Source organism: Mesorhizobium sp. M0491 (assembly GCF_040321265.1).
Lineage (GTDB): Bacteria > Pseudomonadota > Alphaproteobacteria > Rhizobiales > Rhizobiaceae > Mesorhizobium.
On the sequence record NZ_JAMYRE010000014.1, the window covers coordinates 22,061 to 42,471 of the forward strand.

At 63.8% G+C, this 20,411-nt stretch carries 19 protein-coding genes; 7 read left to right on the forward strand and 12 right to left on the reverse strand.

Going from position 1 to position 20,411, the window contains the following annotated elements:
* The first annotated feature begins 85 nt into the window (after window positions 1-85).
* Together NKI69_RS19210 and NKI69_RS19215 are read left to right on the forward strand one after the other, a co-directional pair.
* The gene (locus NKI69_RS19210; RefSeq protein WP_352722355.1) at window positions 86-1,459 is read left to right on the forward strand and encodes a glutamate--cysteine ligase; all 1,374 of its coding nucleotides are present in this window, start codon (window positions 86-88) and stop codon (window positions 1,457-1,459) included.
* 100 nt (window positions 1,460-1,559) lie between these two features.
* Window positions 1,560-2,600 carry a DUF937 domain-containing protein gene (locus NKI69_RS19215; RefSeq protein WP_352722356.1) on the forward strand — a complete coding sequence of 347 codons (1,041 nt, stop codon included), beginning with the start codon at window positions 1,560-1,562 and terminating at the stop codon, window positions 2,598-2,600.
* Between the two features lie 160 nt (window positions 2,601-2,760).
* Here the strand turns inward: NKI69_RS19215 and NKI69_RS19220 are convergent, their stop codons facing one another.
* Complete coding sequence (locus tag NKI69_RS19220; RefSeq protein ID WP_127254768.1) at window positions 2,761-3,051, reverse strand: DUF1127 domain-containing protein; 291 nt, start codon at window positions 3,049-3,051, stop codon at window positions 2,761-2,763.
* Between the two features lie 178 nt (window positions 3,052-3,229).
* Here NKI69_RS19220 and NKI69_RS19225 point away from each other — a divergent pair, with 178 nt between their 5' ends.
* The 3 genes from NKI69_RS19225 (at window position 3,230) to NKI69_RS19235 (ending at window position 7,024) form a co-directional block, all read left to right on the forward strand.
* Window positions 3,230-4,186, forward strand: coding sequence for a LysR substrate-binding domain-containing protein (locus NKI69_RS19225; RefSeq protein ID WP_027035580.1), 957 nt, complete (start codon window positions 3,230-3,232; stop codon window positions 4,184-4,186).
* Between the two features lie 83 nt (window positions 4,187-4,269).
* On the forward strand, window positions 4,270-5,901 hold the full coding sequence (gene xseA, locus NKI69_RS19230) for an exodeoxyribonuclease VII large subunit (protein ID WP_352722358.1): 1,632 nt from the start codon (window positions 4,270-4,272) through the stop codon (window positions 5,899-5,901).
* 4 nt (window positions 5,902-5,905) lie between these two features.
* Entirely contained in the window at window positions 5,906-7,024 is a 1,119-nt protein-coding gene (locus NKI69_RS19235; protein WP_352722359.1) for a DmpA family aminopeptidase, read from the forward strand.
* Between the two features lie 154 nt (window positions 7,025-7,178).
* On the opposite strand, the gene NKI69_RS19240 is transcribed toward NKI69_RS19235, so the two are convergent.
* The 11 genes from NKI69_RS19240 to ehuR all read right to left on the reverse strand — a co-directional run bounded on the left by NKI69_RS19240 (window position 7,179) and on the right by ehuR (window position 18,183).
* The gene (locus tag NKI69_RS19240) at window positions 7,179-7,433 is read right to left on the reverse strand and encodes a DUF768 domain-containing protein (RefSeq protein ID WP_013530335.1); all 255 of its coding nucleotides are present in this window, start codon (window positions 7,431-7,433) and stop codon (window positions 7,179-7,181) included.
* A 470-nt stretch (window positions 7,434-7,903) separates the two neighbouring features.
* On the reverse strand, window positions 7,904-8,902 hold the full coding sequence (gene doeB, locus NKI69_RS19245; protein WP_352722360.1) for a N(2)-acetyl-L-2,4-diaminobutanoate deacetylase DoeB: 999 nt from the start codon (window positions 8,900-8,902) through the stop codon (window positions 7,904-7,906).
* A 5-nt stretch (window positions 8,903-8,907) separates the two neighbouring features.
* Window positions 8,908-10,086, reverse strand: coding sequence for an ectoine hydrolase DoeA (gene doeA, locus NKI69_RS19250; RefSeq protein ID WP_352722361.1), 1,179 nt, complete (start codon window positions 10,084-10,086; stop codon window positions 8,908-8,910).
* A gap of 151 nt (window positions 10,087-10,237) precedes the next feature.
* Entirely contained in the window at window positions 10,238-11,230 is a 993-nt protein-coding gene (gene eutC / locus NKI69_RS19255) for an ectoine utilization protein EutC (protein ID WP_352440709.1), read from the reverse strand.
* Window positions 11,231-11,462: 232 nt separating this feature from the next.
* A complete protein-coding gene (eutB, locus tag NKI69_RS19260; RefSeq protein ID WP_352628363.1) occupies window positions 11,463-12,455 on the reverse strand; it encodes a hydroxyectoine utilization dehydratase EutB in 993 nt (330 codons plus the stop codon).
* Between the two features lie 186 nt (window positions 12,456-12,641).
* Window positions 12,642-13,418, reverse strand: coding sequence for an ectoine utilization protein EutA (gene eutA / locus NKI69_RS19265; RefSeq protein WP_352440711.1), 777 nt, complete (start codon window positions 13,416-13,418; stop codon window positions 12,642-12,644).
* 3 nt (window positions 13,419-13,421) lie between these two features.
* Window positions 13,422-14,081, reverse strand: coding sequence for an ectoine/hydroxyectoine ABC transporter permease subunit EhuD (gene ehuD / locus NKI69_RS19270; RefSeq protein ID WP_352440712.1), 660 nt, complete (start codon window positions 14,079-14,081; stop codon window positions 13,422-13,424).
* Between the two features lie 34 nt (window positions 14,082-14,115).
* Complete coding sequence (ehuC, locus tag NKI69_RS19275; protein WP_023809047.1) at window positions 14,116-14,775, reverse strand: ectoine/hydroxyectoine ABC transporter permease subunit EhuC; 660 nt, start codon at window positions 14,773-14,775, stop codon at window positions 14,116-14,118.
* A 172-nt stretch (window positions 14,776-14,947) separates the two neighbouring features.
* On the reverse strand, window positions 14,948-15,799 hold the full coding sequence (gene ehuB / locus NKI69_RS19280) for an ectoine/hydroxyectoine ABC transporter substrate-binding protein EhuB (protein WP_023809048.1): 852 nt from the start codon (window positions 15,797-15,799) through the stop codon (window positions 14,948-14,950).
* A gap of 87 nt (window positions 15,800-15,886) precedes the next feature.
* Complete coding sequence (gene ehuA / locus NKI69_RS19285; RefSeq protein ID WP_352722362.1) at window positions 15,887-16,672, reverse strand: ectoine/hydroxyectoine ABC transporter ATP-binding protein EhuA; 786 nt, start codon at window positions 16,670-16,672, stop codon at window positions 15,887-15,889.
* Window positions 16,673-16,797: 125 nt separating this feature from the next.
* The gene (gene ehuR / locus NKI69_RS19290; RefSeq protein WP_352675986.1) at window positions 16,798-18,183 is read right to left on the reverse strand and encodes a MocR-like ectoine utilization transcription factor EhuR; all 1,386 of its coding nucleotides are present in this window, start codon (window positions 18,181-18,183) and stop codon (window positions 16,798-16,800) included.
* A gap of 81 nt (window positions 18,184-18,264) precedes the next feature.
* Here ehuR and NKI69_RS19295 point away from each other — a divergent pair, with 81 nt between their 5' ends.
* Window positions 18,265-18,756: an Lrp/AsnC family transcriptional regulator gene (locus NKI69_RS19295; RefSeq protein WP_023809051.1), complete on the forward strand. Its 492-nt coding sequence runs from the start codon at window positions 18,265-18,267 to the stop codon at window positions 18,754-18,756.
* Window positions 18,757-18,885: 129 nt separating this feature from the next.
* Window positions 18,886-20,379 carry an NAD-dependent succinate-semialdehyde dehydrogenase gene (locus NKI69_RS19300; protein ID WP_352722363.1) on the forward strand — a complete coding sequence of 498 codons (1,494 nt, stop codon included), beginning with the start codon at window positions 18,886-18,888 and terminating at the stop codon, window positions 20,377-20,379.
* The last annotated feature ends 32 nt before the right edge of the window (window positions 20,380-20,411 follow it).

Consider the following 20,411-nt stretch of genomic DNA (forward strand, 5'->3'; position numbering starts at 1 on the left):
GGCTCAGGATTTTTCGCTTGATCGGCTACTGACATTTCGTCCATTTAGCGCCGGCGGTTCTCCAACCGCCTCTGAGGGCTTGATCATGGCGCGCGACACAACCGATTTCCGGCCCATCGAAGGCATCGACGAACTCGTCGAGCATCTGGCCGAAGGCAACAAGCCGCGCGACAAATGGCGCATCGGCACCGAGCACGAGAAATTCCCGTTCTATGTCGACGGCAATGCACCGGTCCCCTATGGTGGCGAGCGCGGCATCCGCGCCATTCTCGAAGGCATGCAGTCAAAGCTCGGATGGGATCCGATCGTCGATGACGGCCGCATCATCGGCCTGGTCGAACCGACCGGTCAGGGTGCGATTTCGCTGGAACCCGGCGGCCAGTTCGAACTTTCCGGCGCACCGCTGGAGACGATCCACCAGACCTGCCGGGAGGGCAACGCCCATCTGGCGCAGGTGCGCGAGATCGCCGAGCCGATGGGCATCCGCTTCCTCGGCCTCGGCGGCAGCCCGAAATGGTCGCTGGCCGAGACGCCGAAAATGCCGAAATCGCGCTACGAGATCATGACGCGCTACATGCCCAAGGTGGGCACCAAGGGCCTCGACATGATGTACCGCACCTGCACGATCCAGGTGAATCTCGACTTCGAGAGCGAGGCGGACATGCGCCGCAAGATGCAGGTGTCATTGAAGCTGCAGCCGCTGTCGACGGCATTGTTCGCCAATTCGCCTTTCACCGAAAGCCACCCGAACGGTCTGCAGAGCTGGCGCGGCGACATCTGGCGCGACACCGACAACCAGCGCTCGGGCCTGCTCGAATTCTGCTTCTCGCCCGATTTCGGCTTTGCCGACTATGTCGAATGGGCGCTCGACGTGCCGATGTATTTCGTCATCCGGGACGACCGCTATCACGACATGACCCACATCACCTTCCGCCAGTTCATGGCCGGGGCCGCGCGCAATGCAGTGCCGGACGGGCTGCCGACAATGGGCGACTGGGCGAACCATCTGTCAACGCTGTTCCCGGACGTGCGGCTGAAGCGCTTCCTCGAGATGCGCGGCGCCGATGGCGGGCCATGGCGGCGCATCTGCGCGCTGCCGGCCTTCTGGGTCGGATTGCTTTATGATGAGGCCGCACTCGATGCCGCCGAGGCGCTGACCTCGAGCTGGACGTATGAAGAAACGCTGGCGATGCGCAACGCCGTGCCGGAACAAGGCATTTCCGCACCGTTCCGCAACACCACGCTGCGCGAGATCGCGCGTGACGTGATGGTCATTTCCCGCATGGGGCTGAAGAACCGTGGCAAGAAGAACCGCGACGGCTACGACGAGACCTCCTTCCTCAACACGTTGGACGAAGTCGTGGCGCGCGGCACCACCAGCGCCGAGGAGATGCTGTCGGCCTATCACACACGCTGGGGCGGCTCGATCGAGCCGGTTTTCATGGAATACGCCTATTAACCCTCGGATCTGGGAAAGCTGACCGGCCGGCAAAAGTCGCTTCAATCGGAAGTGGAAACAAACTAGGCTTCTTCGGCGAGGATTTCCGGAGGAGAGACCAATGCCTTCCTTGTTCGACATGCTGACGCAGGCCCAGAACGGCAACGGCATGCAGGCCCTTGCCCAGCAATACGGGCTCTCGATGCAGCAGACGCAAGCGGCGGTCGCCGCGTTGCTGCCGGCCTTTTCGCAAGGGCTGCAGCGCAACACCGCCGACCCTTACGGGCTCGGCGCCTTCATGACGGCGATGGCCAGCGGCCAGCACGCCAAGTATTTCGAGGACGCAACCCGGGCCTTCTCGCCGCAAGGCGTGGATGAGGGCAACGGCATTCTCGGGCACCTGTTCGGCTCGAAAGACCTGTCTCGCGCCGTGGCCAGCCAGGCGGCGCAAGCCAGCGGCGTCAATCAGCAGATCCTGCAGCAGATGCTGCCGGCGATCGCCTCGATGGTCATGGGCGGGCTGTTCAAGCAGACGACAAATCAGATGCAGGCCGCCGGCGGTTTTGGCGGCGGCAACAATCCGCTCGGCGAGATCATCGAGCAGATGATGCGGCAAGGCGGCGGCATGCAGGCCCCGGCGCCGCAGCCGCGCCAGGCGCCGCAGCCCCAGAACCCGATGGACAACCCGCTCGGCAAGGTGTTGCAGGACATGTTCGGCGGCGGTGCGCCTCAGCCACAGCCGCAAAGCCAGCCGCAGCCGCAGCCCAATCCCTACGGCGAAAATCCACTCGGCAAGGTGCTGCAGGACATGTTCGGCGGTGGCGCGCCTCAGCCGCAGCCGCAAGGGCGGGCGCAGCCGCAGCAGACACAAAGCCCCTACGGAGACAATCCGCTGGGGAAAATCTTCGAGGAGATGCTGCGGCAAGGTGGCGGTGGCTTAGGCGGCATCCCTGGCGGACAGCCGGCGCCGCAACAGCCTCAAGCGCCCCCACAGCAGCGTCAGGCACCGCAGCCACAGGCCAATCCGAGCGGCAGGCCAACGAATCCGTTCGACGACCTGTTCGGCAAGATGTTCGAGACCGGCGCCCAGCAGCGTGACGACTACCAGAAGGGCGTGGAGACGATCTTCGACCAGTTCAAGCGGGATATGGACCGACGGTAGTCGGTCTTCGCTGAGGTAGAAAGAGAAAAGCCCGGTCCTGGGAGGACCGGGCAGAGTGCAGGCGGGCCGGGGGGATCCGGCAGGGAGTGGGAGCCTGCATACTCGTCAGTCGCGTCGAACCCCGAAAAGGTTCGCGGCAACCCTAACAACAAGCATCAGATCAGGCCACCTTGCGGGCGATGTCCTCGATCGTTTCGACGCGATCGCTGGCGATTTCGCGCAGCATCGCCGTCGGGTCGCGGCCAAACGGCACGTCGATGGCGACATGCAGGTCGGCGCGCGTCAGGCCGATATCGGCGAGTTCGGCGTCCGACATCTCGCCAAGGCGATAAAAGGCGCGGCGGTTTTTCCAGGCGCGATAGATGTTGGAGACGGTGTTAGCCACGCGAGTCGCAACGGCCGGACGCGAGGTGATGCGCGAGGTCTCGGTGGCGAAATCGAACGTGGTCATTGTCGGTCTCCTTCAGACTCGAACGGGCAAAGCCTTGCTATCGGCGCTGGCGACAGCGGCCGTTCCGGCCTCGATTCACATGCCTTCATGTGGACAATACCAATTTGCCATCGAGTGATTGATTAACCCAACGAATGTTTCTAATCTTTACCATCAACACTAGTGATGGATCATGTCGATGAAATCGCCGCTCGATCTCGATCAGTTGCAGACCTTCATCTCGATCGCCGATACCGGCAGCTTCACCAGGGCGGCCGAAGAGGTGCACCGGACCCAGTCGGCGGTGTCGATGCAGATGCGCCGGCTGGAGGAGCGGCTCGGCAAGCCGCTGTTCGAAAAGGACGGGCGCACCAACAGATTGACCGAGGAAGGCGACAAGCTGCTCTCCTATGCGCGGCGGCTGCTCTATCTCAACCGCGAAACGCTGGCCGCCTTCGACGACCGGCGGCTCGAAGGCACGATCCGCATCGGCACGCCCGACGACTATGCCGATCGTTTCCTGCCCGAGATCATGGCGCGGTTCACGCGCTCCAATCCGCGCGTCGAACTGACCGTCATCTGCGAGCCGACGCCGGGGCTGGTCGAGCATATCAAGCGCGGCAATCTCGACCTCGCGCTGGTGACTCACAACGACGTACGCGGCCAGTCGGAGGTGGTGCGGCGCGAACCGCTGCTGTGGGTCACCTCGGCCAACCATGCAACGCATGAGCAGGAAACGCTGCCGATGGCCTTTGGCCGGCCGAACTGCATCTGGCGGCGCGCCGCCGTCGATGTGCTCGACCAGCAGAACCGCGACTATCGCATCCTGTTCACCAGTTTCTCGGCCACCGTCATCACCGCCGCGGTGCTTTCCGGGCTGGCGATCTCGGTGCTGCCGGAATGCGCGCTGCGGCCCGGCATGCGGGTGCTGAGCGAAGCCGACGGCTTCGGCGCCCTGCCCGACTGCCGCATCGGTATCATGCGCGGCCAGACGTCGCGGCCGGAGATCGTCGATGCGCTCGCCCGCCATATTTCGGAAAGCCTGGACAATATCTCCGTCCCGGTCGGCGAAGACCCCGGGACATTCGATTTCGCAGCACTGGCCTTCACCAAGCTGCGGCGGACCAAGCCGAACCAGATTCTGCCCGGCTGGTAGGCAGGGTCAGGTATGCGGGTGATGAACGGCTGGCCCCACGCAACCGCCTTGACGCCGGCGCCCAACCGTTCCCCAATTGGCCGATGAGCGAAGCAGCATCCGAATCACGCACCAACGCCGCCGAATATACGGTGAGCGAGATTTCCGGCGCGCTGAAGCGCACGGTCGAGGACGTTTTCGGCAATGTGCGGGTGCGTGGCGAAATATCAGGCTATCGCGGGCCGCATTCCTCAGGTCATGCCTATTTCGCGCTGAAGGACGACCGCGCCCGGCTCGACGCCGTGGTGTGGAAAGGCACGATGAGCCGGCTGAAATTCCGTCCCGAAGAGGGCATGGAGGTGATCGCCACCGGTAAGCTCACCACCTATCCCGGCAAGTCCAACTACCAGATCGTCATCGACAATCTGGAGCCTGCCGGCGCCGGCGCGCTGATGGCGCTGCTGGAGGAGCGCAAGCGGCGGCTACAGGCCGAGGGTCTGTTCGACACCGGCCGCAAGCGGTTGCTGCCATTCATGCCGCGCATCATCGGCGTCGTCACCTCGCCGACAGGGTCCGTCATCCGCGACATCATCCACCGCATCAAGGACCGCTTTCCGCTGCACATCCTGGTCTGGCCGGTGCGTGTTCAGGGCGAGACGTCAGGCACGGAAGTGACTGCTGCGGTCAACGGCTTCAACGCGCTGGCATGGGATGGCGCCGTCCAGCGTCCCGATCTGTTGATCGTGGCGCGTGGCGGCGGCAGCCTCGAAGACCTCTGGGGCTTCAACGACGAGGCGCTCGCCCGCGCGGTTGCTGCTTCCGGCATTCCGGTGATCTCGGCTGTCGGCCACGAGACCGACTGGACGCTGATCGATCTCGTTGCCGATGTGCGGGCGCCGACACCAACGGGTGCAGCCGAAATCGCCGTGCCGGTGAAGGCCGATCTCGAAGCAACGCTTGCCAGCCTCGGTGCACGGCTGAAAGCGGCGGTCCTGCGCAATTTCGAGCGCAAAGGGCAGGCTGCCCGTGCCGCCGCCCGGGCTCTGCCCTCGCCCGATCAATTGCTGGCGCTGCCGCGCCGACGCCTCGATGAGGCGACATCCAGGCTCGGCCGGGGCCTGTTGGTCTCCACCGAACGCAAGCGTGCAAGGTTTTTTGCCGTAAAGCTGACACCGGCAATGCTGTCGCAGCGCATTGCCGAGGCGCGGCGCACCAACGAACGCAATCTTTTGCGAGCACAAGGGGCATTGCGCACGTTGGCAAGAGCCCGGCGTGCGCAGCTTAACCGAGCGGCGGATCAATTGCCAAAATGTGCCAGGGCATCGCTGCAGCGGCACAAGCAGCAACTGGCCATGCTGCAAGGCCGCATCACGATCGAGCCGACGGCACGGCGGCAACGCGTGCAGAGGGATTTGCTGACAGCTTTGACAAGACGCGGCACGCAAGCAGTGGTGCTCAGGCTGGAGCGTTTGCGCGGCCGTGTCGTCCAGGCCGACAGGCTGATGGCAACACTGTCGCACAAGGCCGTCCTGGCGCGCGGCTTTGCGCTGGTGAGGGATGCGGATGGCGCGGTGATCAAGCAGGCTGCCGATGTGGCGTCGGGAATGGCGCTTTCGCTCGAGTTCGCCGACGGCGTCGCCGATGCGGTGGCGATCACCGGCACGGCAAAACCGAAAGCCGTAGCCAAGCCGGCGGCCAAGGCCAAAGAGCCCGGCAATCAGGGATCCCTGTTCTGACACCATGACCAACAATCCGCATCATCTGACAACGCCCTCAGGCAAACCGCGCGCGCGAAATTTCGGCATCGGCTTCGACGGGCGGCCCGGACCGTTTAACGCGATCACCGATGTGCCCGGCGTCGCGGTCGGTTATGCGACGCTGATTTCGGGCGATGGCGCGCTTGTCGTCGGCGAGGGACCGGTGCGCACCGGCGTGACCGCGATCCTGCCCAGACCGCTGGCGGATCTCGCCACCCCGGTCTTCGCCGGCATCTTCAGCCAGAACGGAAACGGCGAACTGACCGGCTCGCACATCGTCGAGGAAACCGGCGCTTTCAACTTCCCGATCACCATCACCAACACGCATTCCTGCGGTGTTTCGCGCGACGGCACGCTGCGCTGGATGCAAAGCGTGCTGCCGGCGGCACTCGACAGCGGCTGGGGGCTGCCGGTGGCGGCGGAGACCTATGACGGCTTCCTCAACGACATCAACGGTCACCATTTGACGTCAGCGCATGTTGCGCAGGCCCTCGACGGCGCCGCCGGCGGACCGATCGAGGAAGGCAGCGTCGGCGGCGGTACCGGCATGATCACTTTCGGCTTCAAGGCCGGCTCCGGCACCGCATCGCGCATCGTCGAATGGCACGGCCGTGCCTACACCGTCGGCGCCTTCGTGCAGTCTAATTTTGGAAAACGGCGCAATATCACCATTCGCGGCCTGCGCGTCGGGCCGGAACTCGTCGAGCCGGCGGTCCGCGAAGGCACACCGCGTGCTGAAAAGGGCTCGATCATTGCCGTCGTCGCCACCGACGCACCGTTCCTGCCGCATCAGATGAAGCGGCTGGCCCGCCGGGTGCCGCTCGGCGTCGCCATGACCGGCGGCTTCGGCTATCACAGCTCAGGCGACATTTTTATCGCCTTCTCGACCGCCAATGCGAGCGCAGCGCTGGCGCCCTCCGGCCGCACCGCCAGCGCCAATTTTATTCCGGACACCGATATCGATCCGTTTTTCGATGCGGTGATCCAGACCGTGGAGGAAGCAATCCTTAACGCGCTGGTTGCCAATGACGATATGACCGGACGCGACGGAAATTTCGTGCCGGCGCTCCCGAAGGCGTGGCTGAAGGAGAAGTTTGGCTGAAGACAAAAACGCGGGCCAGAAGCCCGCGCTGAAACAACGTCGCCGCTAGAGCAATTCCAGGAAAATTGTGAAACGGTTTTCCGTCCGGGATTGCGTAAAAACAAGAGTTAGAGAAGTTCACTGTTTCCGTGAAACGGTGAACTTCTCTAGGTGATCATTCCGCGGCTTTTCTCGGAGCCTGCTGGCTTTCCTCGGCCTCGGCCGCTTCCTCAAGCCGGGATGCGATAAGTTCCTGGATATCGCCGACTTCTTCCTGGATGTCCTCCAGCGGGATGCCGACCTCGGCCGCCTCGGCAGCGCACTCCTTGGCCAAGGTTTCGGCCTGCTTGTCGATCCTTGCCTGGGAGGACTGGCAATGGACCTTTTCGCCGATCCATCCCCGCAAGAATTCGATGGCGTGTTCACTCATACTGCTGTTCCCTGGCGGCAAAGCCGGTTGGTAATCATAAACGTCGACATCCCGCAAAGGATGCATGTCCCCATTCCAGCCGAGTCGCGGTCGGCCGGCAAGCCAATGCCGTCCAAGGTCCACAGAGCCATAGGAAATCGAGGGGTCAAGAGCATTTTCTGATTCTGGAGGGGTCGGTACCGTTGGCTGGGTCACGCCCAGCGCTGCGCCACTGTTTCTATTTGCTTTTTTCCGGTTTCCGAGCCGATTTCCGTCACAATAGATGGCGCAACACACTACACATTCACAGTTGCTTCGAGGTGCGGCCCTCGGGCGCGCAGGTCGAAGCCGCCGCTATATAGTGACATCCTCCTGCAATGTCGACTCCGCTCGCCATGCTGCTTCTTTCCGCCGCGCCGAAGGCTCCGCAACGGACCAAGAGCAAGTGACGATGGACGCGAACGGGGTGGAGCAAGCCTCGGCGGAATCGCTCAGACGTGCACAGCCACCACCGCCGCGCAGTCGCCGGCCTTGACCAGCCCGGGGAAATGCCGCGCCGCCAGCATGCCCGACATTTTTGCCCGGATTTCCTGCGGGGCGATGCCGGTGCGGCCGGTGGGATGAATGCGCGCGAGCACCGCGCCCTTTTCGACGGGTTCACCGAGATCGACCATGGTTTCGATCATGCCGTCATCTTCGGCGAAGGAGAAACAATCGCCCGATGGCATATCCAACCACTGGGTTGAGGTCTTCTCCACCGCACCGGCGACAATGCCGGCGTGGCGCAGCACGTTGAGAATGCCGCGCCGCGCAATCCGCACGGTTTGCGCGCGCGACGTGCCGCCGCCGCCAAGCTCGGTGCTGACGAAGACCTTGCCCATCTCCTCGGCTGCCGTGTCATACATGCCGACGGCGTCGATCTCGATCATGCGCATCGAGAACGGGGCGGCGAAGGCCGCGACCGCGTCGAAAGCTTTCTGCTCCAGCGCCTTGTCGGGCAAAGTGTGCGCGGCGCAGAACGGCACGAAGTCCAGCGTCTTGCCGCCCGAATGGAAGTCGAACACGATGTCGGCGCGGGGGAGCAGCTCACGCTGGAAATAGTCGGCGATCTTTTCGGTCACCGTCCCGTCCGGCCGGCCGGGAAAGCTGCGGTTCATGTTGCCCTTGTCGATCGGCGAGGTGCGCGTGCCAGCACGGAAGGCCGGATAGTTCATTGCCGGCACGATGATCACCGTGCCGCTGACTTGCTTGGGATCGAGGGTCCTGGCGAGATCGTAGAGTGCCAGCGGCCCCTCATACTCGTCGCCATGGTTGCCGCCGGACAGCAGCGCTGCCGGCCCGTTGCCGTCGCGGATGACGCAGATCGGGATCATCACCGAGCCCCACGCGGAGTCGTCGCGGCTGTAGGGCAAGCGCAGGAAACCGTGCTGGACGCCGTCGCGGTCGAAATCGACGGTCGGCGCGATGGGCGACGGGCGGATACTGGACATCGGGCTCAATCCTTCACCACCAGCTTGCGCGGCACATTGGCCAGGCACTCTACACCGGTTTCGGTGATCAGGATGGACTCGGTGATCTCCAGTCCCATCGTTTCCAGCCACAGGCCGGTCATGAAATGGAAGGTCATGCCGGGCCTGAGCTCGGTGCGGTCGCCGGGGCGCAGGCTCATCGTGCGTTCGCCCCAGTCCGGCGGATAGGACAGGCCGATCGAATAGCCGGTGCGGTTGTCCTTGATGATGCCGTATCGCTTGAGGACACCGAAGAAGGCGTTGGCAATGTCCTCGCAGGCGTTGCCGGGTTTCGCCGCGGCCAGCCCCGCTTCCATGCCTTCCAGCGTCGCCTTCTCGGCATCGAGGAATTCCTGCGTCGGCTTGCCGAGGAAGACGGTGCGCGACAGCGGGCAGTGATAGCGGTTGTAGCAGCCGGCAATCTCGAAGAAGGTGCCCTCGCCCCGCTTCATCGGTCTGTCATCCCAGGTCAGATGCGGCGCCGAGGCATCGGCACCCGACGGCAGCAGCGGCACGATCGCCGGATAATCACCGCCGATACCGTCAACGCCGCGCGTGCCGGCATCATAGATTTCGGCAACGAGATCGCATTTGCGCATGCCGACCTCGATCTTGTCGAATATGCGCTGGTGCATCGCTTCGACGATGCGGGCCGCCTTGCGCATATAGTCGATCTCGGTCGGGCTCTTCACCGCACGCTGCCAGTTGACCAGCGCGGTGGCATCGACAAAGCGGGCATTGGGCAAATGCTTCTGCAGCGACGCGAAGGCGGCCGCCGAGAACCAGTAATTGTCCATTTCGACGCCGACTGTCAGCTTGCCCCAGCCGCGATCCGCAAGCACGCTCGCCAAAAAATCCATCGGGTGGCGCTCGGTCGACTGCACATAGTGGTCGGCATAGCCGACGATGTTGTCGTGCGCGAGATAGGCGGTGCGCTTGGCGCCGTTGGCGTCCTGGCCGCGGCCGTACCAGACCGGCTCGCCCGAAGGCGGCACGATAACCGCCTGGTGCACATAGAACGACCAGCCATCATAGCCGGTCAACCAGGCCATATTGGAAGGATCGCTGATAACAAGAAGATCGACGCCCTTCACCTCCATGGCTTTGCGCGTTTTGGCGAGACGATCCGCAAATTCGCCGCGCGAGAACTTCAGGTTCGGTTGCATTGTTCTTGGTCCTCGTTTGTTGGGCCTTGCGGCCGGTATCAGCTTTGAATCCAACTCGTCGTTCTTGTTTGAGAGTGATCTCTGGACAAAACGGAAACTGTTTGTCCGAGAAAACCTGTTCCCACTTTTCCGGATCACGCTTTGGCCAGCATCAGCTTTCGAAAATCGTTCCGGAGTTGGCCACCCTCGCGCGATCTCGAGCGAGCGTGGCGATCGCCGTGTCCTGGACGCCAGTGCCGGTGAGGTCGGCGATGGTGATGTCGCTGGCCGAGCGCCGGCCATGTTTTTCGCCGGCGATGATCTGGCCGAGTTCGGTCACCTCTTCCTCGGCGGCCATCACGCCCGCCGCGATGGCATGGTGCAGCTCACCCAACCGCCTTGTCTGGCGGGCACTGTCGGCGACATAGAGATCGGCCATGCGCAGGATTGCCGGCGCGATCTCGTTCTTATGCTCGGCGTCGGAACCCATCGCGGTGATGTGCTGGCCGGCGGAAACGAATCCCGCCTTGATCAGCGGCTCGGTCGAAGGCGTGGTGGTGACGATGATGTCGGCGCCGGCGACCGCGTTTGCCGCGTCGGATTCAGCGCGCACGACGATGCCGATCTTTTCGCGCAGGGCTCCGGCGGTCGCCTCGGCCTTTGCCGCATCGCGCGCCCAGATGCGCGCCTCGGCAATCGGCCGCACCAGCATGAGGGATTCCAATTGCAATCCGGCCTGGACGCCGGCGCCGAAGATCGCGGCAACGGACGAGTCCTGCCGCGACAGATGTTTGGCGGCGACGGCGCCGGCGGCAGCCGTGCGGACGTCGGTGAGATAGCCATTGTCGAGCAACAGCGCCTCGACTAGGCCGGTCTTGGCCGAAAGCAGCACCATCATGCCGTTGACGCTGGGCAGGCCGAGCTTCGGATTGTCGAAGAAGCCGGGGCTGATCTTGATGGCGAAGCCGTCAATGCCCGGCACATAGGCTGTCTTCACGTCGACCTCGCCGTGGTACTCGGGAATGTCGAGCCGCAGGATCGGCGGCATCGCCACCGGCAGGGTAGCGAGCGCGCGGAAAGCGTTTTCAATGCAGGCGACGGCATCGAGATCGAGTGTCACGATCGCCCGCAACTCTTTCTCGGTAAGGATGGTCATCCGGCTCATGCGGCGCGCTCCGGAGTGGCAAGCTCTGCAAAGGACAGCGTTCTGTCACACCCCCCTCTGTCCTGCCGGACATCTCCCCCGCAAGGGGGGAGATTGGACTTCATCTTTGCCTTCGCCAATCTCAGACGCCGCAAGAAAAGCGGCAGCATCGAAGCTGCCGATCTCCCCCCTTGCGGGGGAGATGTCCGGCAGGACAGAGGGGGGTGTGAAGAAACTCGGCGTGAAAGACGTTTCATCCGGCGCGACCCGCATTTATCGAAGTGTCACCGCAGACGATTTTCCGATGCAGCTCCATATCAATGTTTCGGCCAGAAAGAAGCACAACCACCGGCCCGTTCGCCGTAATCTTGCCGGCGAGCAGTGCGGCGATGCCGACCGCGCCGGCGCCCTCGACGATCTCGCGCTCCTGCGCATAGGCGTGGCGGATGCCGGCGGCGATCTCGTCTTCGCTGAGCAGGACGACATCGTCGAGCAGGTCGCGGCACATGGCGAAGGTCAGCCGGTTGTCGAGGCCGATGCCACCACCGAGCGAATCCGCCAGCGTCGGCAATTCTTCCACCAGCACCGGCTGGCCCGCATCGAGGCTGGCCTTCATCGCCGCGCCACGCGCCATCGAGACACCGACGACTTTTGTCCGGGGGCTGACGCCTTTGATGGCTGTAGCAACCCCTGATGCGAGCCCACCGCCGGAGATCTGGGCCAGAACGAGGGCGGCATCCGGGACCTGCTCGATCATCTCAAGCCCGAGCGTGCCTTGCCCGGCGATGATGTCGGGATGGTCGAAGGGCGGCAGCATAACCAGCCCCTCTTGCGCCACCAGCCGATCGACCTCCTGCTGGGCATCGTCCTGGCTGTCGCCGACGATGCGGACTTCCGCGCCAAGCCGGCGGATCTCGTCGAGCTTGTTGCCGGGCACCAGGCGCGACATGCAGATTACGGCGCGCATGCCCTCAAGCTTCGCCGCATGCGCCAGCGCGCGGCCGTGATTGCCGGTCGAGGCCGCGACCACGCCCCGCGCCTTCTGTTCGGCGTTCAACGAGGCGACGGCGTTCGAGGCGCCACGCAGCTTGAAGCTGCCGGTGGTCTGGCGATGCTCGAGCTTGAGGTGAACGGGGACGCCGAACTGTTCCGAGAGGCTGTGGGACAAGACGGTTGGCGTGCGCTCGACTTTACCAGCGATACGCTCACGGGCGGTACGGATGTCGGTGAGAATGACGGCGGGCATCACGAAACGCCCCCCTCTGGCCTGCCGGCCATCTCCCCCTCAAGGGGGGAGATTAGCGGCTGCAACACCTTCGCCAATTGTCGATGTTGCAGGAAGAGCGGTGACGCATGAACTGCCAATCTCCCCCCTTGAGGGGGAGATAGCCGGCAGGCCAGAGGGGGGTGCTCGCTCACACTGGACATAATCTTACTGAACCAAGGGCAACGTCATCAGCCGCCCGAACTCAGGATGCGGCGCCTCATCCCCGCACAATCTCAGGCAGTTCCAGGCGGTCGCCTGGTTGCTGGTCACCACGGGACGTCCAATAGAATTTTCCATGCCGGTGACCGCGAGGGCGCTACGCAGCGCCGTGCACGACACGAACAGCGCATCGGCGCTGGCGTCGGTCGCTTCACGCGCCAGGTCGACAAGCGTTGCCGGTGCGATGCGTGCCATCTCGCGGTCGTCCTCGAAGCCGAGGCAGGTGAAGCTGACGATCTCGAAGCCGCGCGCGGCGAAATAGGCGGCCATCGGCCTGGATGTCTCGACCGTGTAGGGAGTGAGAATGCTGATCTTGTTTGCGCCCAGAGCACGCAGCCCGCGCACGCCCGCCATCGGCGGTGTGACCACCGGCACGCCGGGCTTTGCGACCTGGATCGCCGCCTCGATCTCGGCATCGCCGATCACCACCGAGGCCGAAGTGCAGGAATAGCAGATGGCATCGAGCTTCTCGTCCGGCAGGATCAGGGCCGCGCCCGCCGTCAGCGCCGGCTGCATCTTGCGCAGGTTTTCAGGCGTCGTCGGGTTGGCATAGGGAATGCGCGCGACATAGACGCCGACCCGCTCGCCCGCCACCATGCGGCGGAAATCCGGTTCGCTGGTATGGTCGGTGGCCAGGATAATCAGGCCGACGCGCCGCTCCAGCGGGCGCGCATCCAGCGCCGACCGTTTCGGGTAGACCTTGATCTCGGGCAAGGGTTTCATCGGCTACCTCTCGATCTTGCCGTAGCGGCGTTCCAGCCAGCGCAGCAGCACGACCGAAAACAGACTGATGACCAGGAAGAAAGCACCGACCAGGGTGATCGGCTCGATATAGCGATAGTAGGTGTTGGCGACGCTTTTGGCCTGGTTCATCAGTTCCAGCACGGTGATTGCCGACAGCAGCGGCGTTTCCTTGAACATGGCGATGAAGTAATTGGCGAGCGCCGGTATCATCGGCGGGATAGCCTGCGGAATGATGATGTTGGTCCAGGTCTGCGTGGCGCTCAGATTGCACGCCTTGGCCGCTTCCCACTGGCCGCGCGGCACATTGTCGATGCCGGCGCGATAAACTTCCGCCGTGTAGGTGCCGTAGTGCAGCCCGAGCCCGATGACACCGGCGACCAGCGGCGGCAGCAGGATGCCGATGTCGGGCAGCACGTAGAAAATGAAATAGAGCTGCACCAGCAATGGCGTGCCGCGGATGAACTCTGCGAGGAAGCCGACCGTGCGCGACAGCGCTTTGTTGGGCGAGCGGCGCGCAAGCGCAATGCCAAGCCCGACGATCGCCGCCAGCACCGAGCCGAGCAGCGTCGCCAGGATGGTGATCTTCACCCCCTGGATCAGCGTCGGCATGATTTCCCAGACGAAGTTCCAATCCCACTCCATCAGCAAGCCCAATTTGTCAGAAGGGAATTGGCCATCAGGCACGCACCCCATCGAGGCCGCGCGCCATGCGTCGTTCCAGCGAGCGCACGCCCCACGAGATGAGCAGGGCGAGGACGAAATAGATGATCAGGATGGTGGTGAACGGCACCAGGGTGTTGCCGGTCTGGGCGCGCACCACCTGCGCCTGGAAGGTCAGGTCGGTGAGCGAGATCAGCGACACCACGGCGGTCGCCTTGAGCAATTCGATGGCATTGTTGCCAAAAGTCGGCAGCATCACCAGCAGCGCCTGCGGCAGGATGATGTGGCGCATGCCTTGCCAGCGGCCGAGATTGAGCGCTGTGCAGGCCTCATACTGTTCGCGGCCGATCGACTGGATGGCGCCACGCACCACTTCGGCGGCATAGGCGCCGACATTGAGGCCGAGCGCCAGCACGCCGGCCTGCAACGGGGTCAGCGAAATGCCGATGAAGGGCAGCACGAAATAGGCCCAGAACAACTGCACGAAGATCGAGGTGCCGCGGAAGAATTCGATGTAGGCGGTAGCCAGCGCGCGCAGCACGAAGAAACGCGACAGCCGCCCCATTCCGGCAAGAAAGGCCATGAACAGCGCAAGCACCGACCCCATCAGCGTCAGCTCGATGGTGACAAGCGCTCCCTGCAATATCAGGCCGAAATAGCCGGACCACTGGGTCATCTAATGTACTGTTCCACCTGGACGTTTGGTCGAAGCCCCCTCACCCGGCCTCCGCTACGCTCGGCCGACCTCTCCCCGGCGGGGAGAGGAGACCACCAGCGTCGGCGCCAGCCTCTTCTCCCCAGCGGGGAGAAGGTGGCCCGAAGGGCCGGATGAAGGGGTCTTCCTTACTTCACTTCGCCGCGCAGAGCTTGTCGCGGCTGGTCGACATCGCGGCCGCCGCCGAGAAGCCGTAGGGCTCGATGATCTTGGCGAACTCGCCTGATTTCTTCATCTTGGCCAGTTCTACGTCGAAGGCGTCGCGCAGTGCCTCGTCGCCCTTCTTGAAGGCGGCGCCGTCGCAATAGACCGGTGCGCCCTGCACCGGAGCGATGACTTCGAGGTTCGGATCGTTGGCCTTCTTGACCAGATCATTGATCGACAGGACGGGCAGCGAATAAGCGTCGATGCGGCCATCCTGAAGCATCTTCACGCCGCTCTGGCCATCCGGCACGACGATGACGCGATCGCGTGGCACGCCGGCATTGAGGGCGAGCTTCTCCTCGGTGCCGCCGCCCGGCGCACCGATGGTCGCAGTCGTATCCTTGGCGACATCCTCATAGCTCTTGAAGCCCTTCGGATTGCCCTTCTTCACCAACATCGCCTCGGCATCGCAAAGCACCGGCTCGGAATAGACGACGGCGGCGCAGCGTTCCGGCTTCATGAACAGGCCGGCGGTGACGACATCGAAGCGACCGGCCTGCAGGCCAGGGATCATGGCGCCATATTCGGAGATCGAAGCGGCGACGTCGGCGACGCCGAGCCGCTTGAATATCTCGCGGGCCACATCAGGCGCGGCACCCGAAACCTTGCCGTCGGCGGCGACCGCCGTATAGGGCGGCTCGTTGGCGATGGCGAGGCGGGCGAAACCTTGCGCCTTGAGCTGTTCGAGCTTGCTGTCATCGGCCGAACCCACGTTCGAGGCGGCCAGCACCGCCGCCAACGCAAGGCTGGCGACGCCAGCCAGAATGCCAAGTTTTTTCATTGTTCCCAACTCCTTGTTTCTTGTCTTGCTTTGTTACGAGGCGGCTCTCGCCACCTCGGGACGACTTCGTCGCCTTGGGCATTGCGGTCAGACGCGATGTCCGGCCGCGATGATCTTCTTCAGGAAGCCTTGCGTGCGCTCCCGCTTGGGATTGCGGAAAATCTCGTCGGGCTTGCCCTCCTCGACGATCCTGCCACGATCGAAGAACAGCACCCGGTCGGCGAAATCATGGGCAAAGCCCATCTCGTGGGTGACCAGCAGCATGGTCATGTCGGTCTCGGCGGCAAGCTTGCGCATGACGTTCATCACCTCCTCGACCAGCTCCGGATCGAGCGCCGACGTCACCTCGTCGAACAGCATGATCTTTGGCGACAGCGCCAGCGCCCGGGCGATCGCCACGCGCTGCTTCTGCCCGCCGGAAAGCTGTGCCGGCATGCTTTTCGCCTTGTCGGCCATGCCGACCATCTCGAGCAGTTCCATCGCCCGCTTTTCGGCGGCCGCACGCGGCGTGCCCTTGGTCAGCATCGGCGCCAGCGTGACATTGTCCATGACGCATTTGTGCGGAAACAGGTTGAACAGCTGGAAGACCATGCCGATCTTCTGGCGCATCCTTGTCAGGTGTCGCTCATCGGCGGGCAGCAACTGGCCGTTGCGTTCCATGTGATAGAGCTGCTCACCGTCGATCTGGATATGACCGCCATCGATGCGCTCCAGCGTCATCAGGATGCGCAGGATTGTCGTCTTGCCCGAGCCCGACGGGCCGATCAGTGCCAGCTTTTCGCCAGGCATGACCTGCATCGACAGGCCGTCCAGCACTTTGAAAGTGCCGAAGCTTTTTGAAATGGCGTCGATCTTGATGATGGGCGTGGGCACTGCAGTTCCCCGTCCTGGAGAGGTCTATGCTCTTAACGATGCGGAACGCGCCAAATCATGTCAATTGAGAAAATAATATCATGACAATTATTTCTGATTCCGCACAATTTCCGAGCAACCCCAGCCTAGATAGCGAGCAGCAGGTGTTCCGGATCGCCAAGCAGCAGCTTGGTGACAACGCCGAGGCCGGCGCGCAGTTCCCCCTCGGTGGTCGAACCCAGCGAGATACGCACCGCCGGATGCCACGGCGCAGCCGAAATACGGAAGGACGTGCCGGGTGCAATCGCCACACCCTGCAGGCGGGCCTGGGCGACAAAGCTTTCCTCGGCGCGGTCGGCCGGCAGTTGCAGCCAGACATGCAGCCCGTCTCGCCGGGCGCGATAGCCGACCCCCGCCAGCACTTGCGCTGCAATATCCTGCCGGCGCCGCAAAGCCGCGCGCTGCCAGTGGACAAGCTCCATCGCCGTCCCGTCGGTCACCCATTTTGTGGCGATCTCGGCCACCAGCGGCGTCGCCATCCAGTTCGAAACCAGATGCCGGTTGGCGACGGCGGCGACATAGCGGTCGGGTGCGACGAGATAGCCGATGCGCAGCCCGGGCACGGTGATCTTGGTGAAGGAGGTGACGTAGAGCGTGCGCTCCGGCGCGAACGCGGCAACCGGCGGCGGCCGGTCTTCGACCAGCGGACCGAGCACATCGTTCTCGATGATGGCGATGTCGTGCTTGCGCGCGACCGCGGCGATTTCTTCGCGCCGCCGCGCATCCATCAACGTCGCCGTCGGGTTGATCACCGAGGGCTGCACGAAGACCGCGCGGATGTCGGAAAGCCGGCAGGCTTCGTCCAGCGCTTCCGGGATCAGGCCGTTGTCGTCGATCGGCAGGCCTTCCAGGTTGAAGCCGAGATAGCGTGCCAACGGCACCAGCGTATGGTGGCCGATCGCCTCGGTGGCGACCGTCGAGCCCGGCGGGGCGACACTCATCAGCGCTACCGTCATGCCGGCGGTGGCGCCGTTGGTCAGGCTGATGTTCTGCGCGGAGGTGTCGAGACCGCACAGTTTCAGCCATTCGACCGCCACCGCGCGGTGGCGCGGAAACACCATGTTGGGCCGAAACGACAGTGCCGAACTCGACGGCAGGTTCTCGGCCAGCCAGCCCAGCGCCTGCTTCAGCCGCTCCAGATGCATCGGCTCGCAGACCGGCTTCAGGATCGACAGATCGATGACTTCGCCGAGCCGCTCCGGCAGATAGGGCGGTTCCGGCTCGCGGCGCTGCGTCTGGACGAAGCTGCCGCGGCCGATCTCGCCCGAAATCAGCCCGCGGCGGATCAATTCCTCATAGGCGCGGCTCACCGTCTGCACAGAAAGCTTGAGGTCGTCGGCCAGACGTCGATGGGTCGGCAGCCGCGCGCCATTGGCGAGGCGCCCGTCATGGATGGCGCGCGCGAACTGGTCGGCCAGCGATTGATAGGCCGGGCGCCGGATGAGCGCGGGATCGGGTTGCCACAATGTCATGACTTATTAGAGATCGAAATCAGTGCAATTGACAATCGAAATAATGCGCCGTCATGGTACTCGGACGAAAAGTGAGCTCTGATGACATCCGCGAAACTCGACCCGATCGACCTGAAAATCCTCGACGCCATCCAGCGCGACGGACGCATCACCAAGTTGGCGCTGGCCGAGCAGGTCGGCCTGTCGCCGACGCCGTGCTGGATGCGGCTGCGCAAGCTGGAGAAGGCCGGCATCGTCTCGGGCTATCACGCCAGGATCGCCATGCGCGTCGTCGCACCCGTTGCCACCGTGCTGATGGAGGTGACGCTGGCAAACCACCGCCAGGCCGATTTCGACCGCTTCGAGCGCGTCATCCGCGATGTTCCCGAGATCGTCGCCTGCTGGTCTGTCGGCGGCGGCGTCGACTATGTGGTGAAGGTGATGGCGCGCGACATCGACGCCTATCAGCGGCTGGTCGATGGCTTGCTCGAACGGGAAATCGGCATCGACCGCTACTTCACCTACATCGTCACCAAGACGGTGAAGGACGAGATCGCGCTGCCCATAGCCGACCTGCTGCCGGCGTCGGCTTAAGGCGGAGAGATCATCTGTCGGGGCGGGACAAAAGAGAGAGTCTCTCTCCTTCGAGGCATCCAAACAGCCTCTCTATCTGCATCGGGCGGATAGTCTTCCCGCATCAGTCCGAACCGGGAGGCCTCGACCATGTCCGCGCATTTCGCCCGCTCGCATCGCCATGAAGCGCTCGACGGCCTCGCCGACCGCCGGCTGTTGCGCGAACTCGCCTATGTCGATGGCCATTGGACGGCGAGCGAAGCCGCCGAGAGCTTCGAGGTCACCGATCCGGCCACCGGCACCACCGTTGCTTTCGTCGCCGCGCTCGATGGCCGGCAGACGACAAAGGCGATCGATGCCGCCGCGCGCGCCTTTCCGGCCTGGCGGGCGCTGTTGCCGCAGGAGCGCTCGAAAATCCTGCGCAAATGGTTCGAGTTGATCATCGGCGCCAAGGATGACCTGGCTCTGCTGATGACGCTGGAACAGGGCAAGCCGCTGCAGGAGTCGCTGGGCGAGATCGACTATGCCGCTTCCTTCGTCGAATGGTATGCCGAAGAAGCAAAACGGCTGAATGCCGAGAGCGTCACAAGCCATCTGCCGGGCGCCGAAATGATGGTGCGGCGCGAGCCGCTCGGTGTCGTTGGTGTCGTCACGCCGTGGAATTTTCCGTCGGCGATGCTGACCCGCAAGGCGGCGGCAGCCCTTGCCGCCGGCTGCACCATTGTTGCGCATCCCTCCTCGGAAACACCGCTGTCGGCGCTGGCGCTGGCCGAACTCGGCGAACGCGCCGGCCTGCCCGCCGGCGTCTTCAACATCATCACCGGCAAGGCTTCGACCATCGTCGGCCGGATGTGCGAAGATCCGCGCGTTCGCGCCATGAGCTTCACCGGCTCGACCGAGATCGGCCGGCTGATCGCCGCGCAAAGTGCGCCGACCATGAAACGGCTGGTGATGGAGCTTGGCGGCCATGCGCCGCTGATCGTCTTTGCCGATGCCGATCTGGACAAAGCGGTTGATATCGCCATCGACGCCAAATTCGCCACGTCGGGCCAGGACTGCCTCGCCGCCAACCGCATCTATGTCCAGCGTCCGCTCTACGATCGCTTCTGCGCAGCTTTCACCGCGCGCATCGAGGCGCTGCGAACCGGCAATGGCCTTGCAGATGACACCGACATCGGCCCGCTGATGCATGAGCGCGCGATCAAGAAGATCGAAGAGCAGGTCACCGATGCGCTGACCCTTGGCGCGCGCTGCCTCACCGGCGGCAAGCGGCACCAGGCTGGCCCCCTGTTCTATCAGCCGACGCTGCTGGCCGATGTCACCGATGAAGCGCTGATCATGCGCGAGGAAACTTTCGGTCCGGTCGCCGCCGTGACAGCTTTCGACAGCGAGGACGAGGTGATCGCCCGCGCCAACGCCACCGAGTATGGCCTCGTCGCCTATGTCGTGACCGAGAACGGCGCCCGCCAGTTGCGCATGGGCCGCGCGCTCGACTACGGCATGGTTGCCATCAACCGCGTCAAGATCACCGGCGCGCCGATACCCTTCGGCGGCGTCAAGCAATCCGGCATCGGCCGCGAAGGCTCGCGCCACGGGCTCGAGGCCTTCACCGATCTAAAATATCTCTGTCTCGATGTAGCTTAAGCTGCGCCGGAATCACCCTTTTGTCAGGAGTC

Coding starts and splice junctions, on each gene's coding strand:
- NKI69_RS19210 (WP_352722355.1), top strand. CDS start 86: ATGGCGCGCGACACAACCGATTTCCGGCCCATCGAAGGCATCGACGAA.
- NKI69_RS19215 (WP_352722356.1), top strand. CDS start 1,560: ATGCCTTCCTTGTTCGACATGCTGACGCAGGCCCAGAACGGCAACGGC.
- NKI69_RS19220 (WP_127254768.1), bottom strand. CDS start 3,051: ATGACCACGTTCGATTTCGCCACCGAGACCTCGCGCATCACCTCGCGT.
- NKI69_RS19225 (WP_027035580.1), top strand. CDS start 3,230: ATGAAATCGCCGCTCGATCTCGATCAGTTGCAGACCTTCATCTCGATC.
- xseA (WP_352722358.1), top strand. CDS start 4,270: ATGAGCGAAGCAGCATCCGAATCACGCACCAACGCCGCCGAATATACG.
- NKI69_RS19235 (WP_352722359.1), top strand. CDS start 5,906: ATGACCAACAATCCGCATCATCTGACAACGCCCTCAGGCAAACCGCGC.
- NKI69_RS19240 (WP_013530335.1), bottom strand. CDS start 7,433: ATGAGTGAACACGCCATCGAATTCTTGCGGGGATGGATCGGCGAAAAG.
- doeB (WP_352722360.1), bottom strand. CDS start 8,902: ATGTCCAGTATCCGCCCGTCGCCCATCGCGCCGACCGTCGATTTCGAC.
- doeA (WP_352722361.1), bottom strand. CDS start 10,086: ATGCAACCGAACCTGAAGTTCTCGCGCGGCGAATTTGCGGATCGTCTC.
- eutC (WP_352440709.1), bottom strand. CDS start 11,230: ATGAGCCGGATGACCATCCTTACCGAGAAAGAGTTGCGGGCGATCGTG.
- eutB (WP_352628363.1), bottom strand. CDS start 12,455: ATGCCCGCCGTCATTCTCACCGACATCCGTACCGCCCGTGAGCGTATC.
- eutA (WP_352440711.1), bottom strand. CDS start 13,418: ATGAAACCCTTGCCCGAGATCAAGGTCTACCCGAAACGGTCGGCGCTG.
- ehuD (WP_352440712.1), bottom strand. CDS start 14,081: ATGGAGTGGGATTGGAACTTCGTCTGGGAAATCATGCCGACGCTGATC.
- ehuC (WP_023809047.1), bottom strand. CDS start 14,775: ATGACCCAGTGGTCCGGCTATTTCGGCCTGATATTGCAGGGAGCGCTT.
- ehuB (WP_023809048.1), bottom strand. CDS start 15,799: ATGAAAAAACTTGGCATTCTGGCTGGCGTCGCCAGCCTTGCGTTGGCG.
- ehuR (WP_352675986.1), bottom strand. CDS start 18,183: ATGACATTGTGGCAACCCGATCCCGCGCTCATCCGGCGCCCGGCCTAT.
- NKI69_RS19295 (WP_023809051.1), top strand. CDS start 18,265: ATGACATCCGCGAAACTCGACCCGATCGACCTGAAAATCCTCGACGCC.
- NKI69_RS19300 (WP_352722363.1), top strand. CDS start 18,886: ATGTCCGCGCATTTCGCCCGCTCGCATCGCCATGAAGCGCTCGACGGC.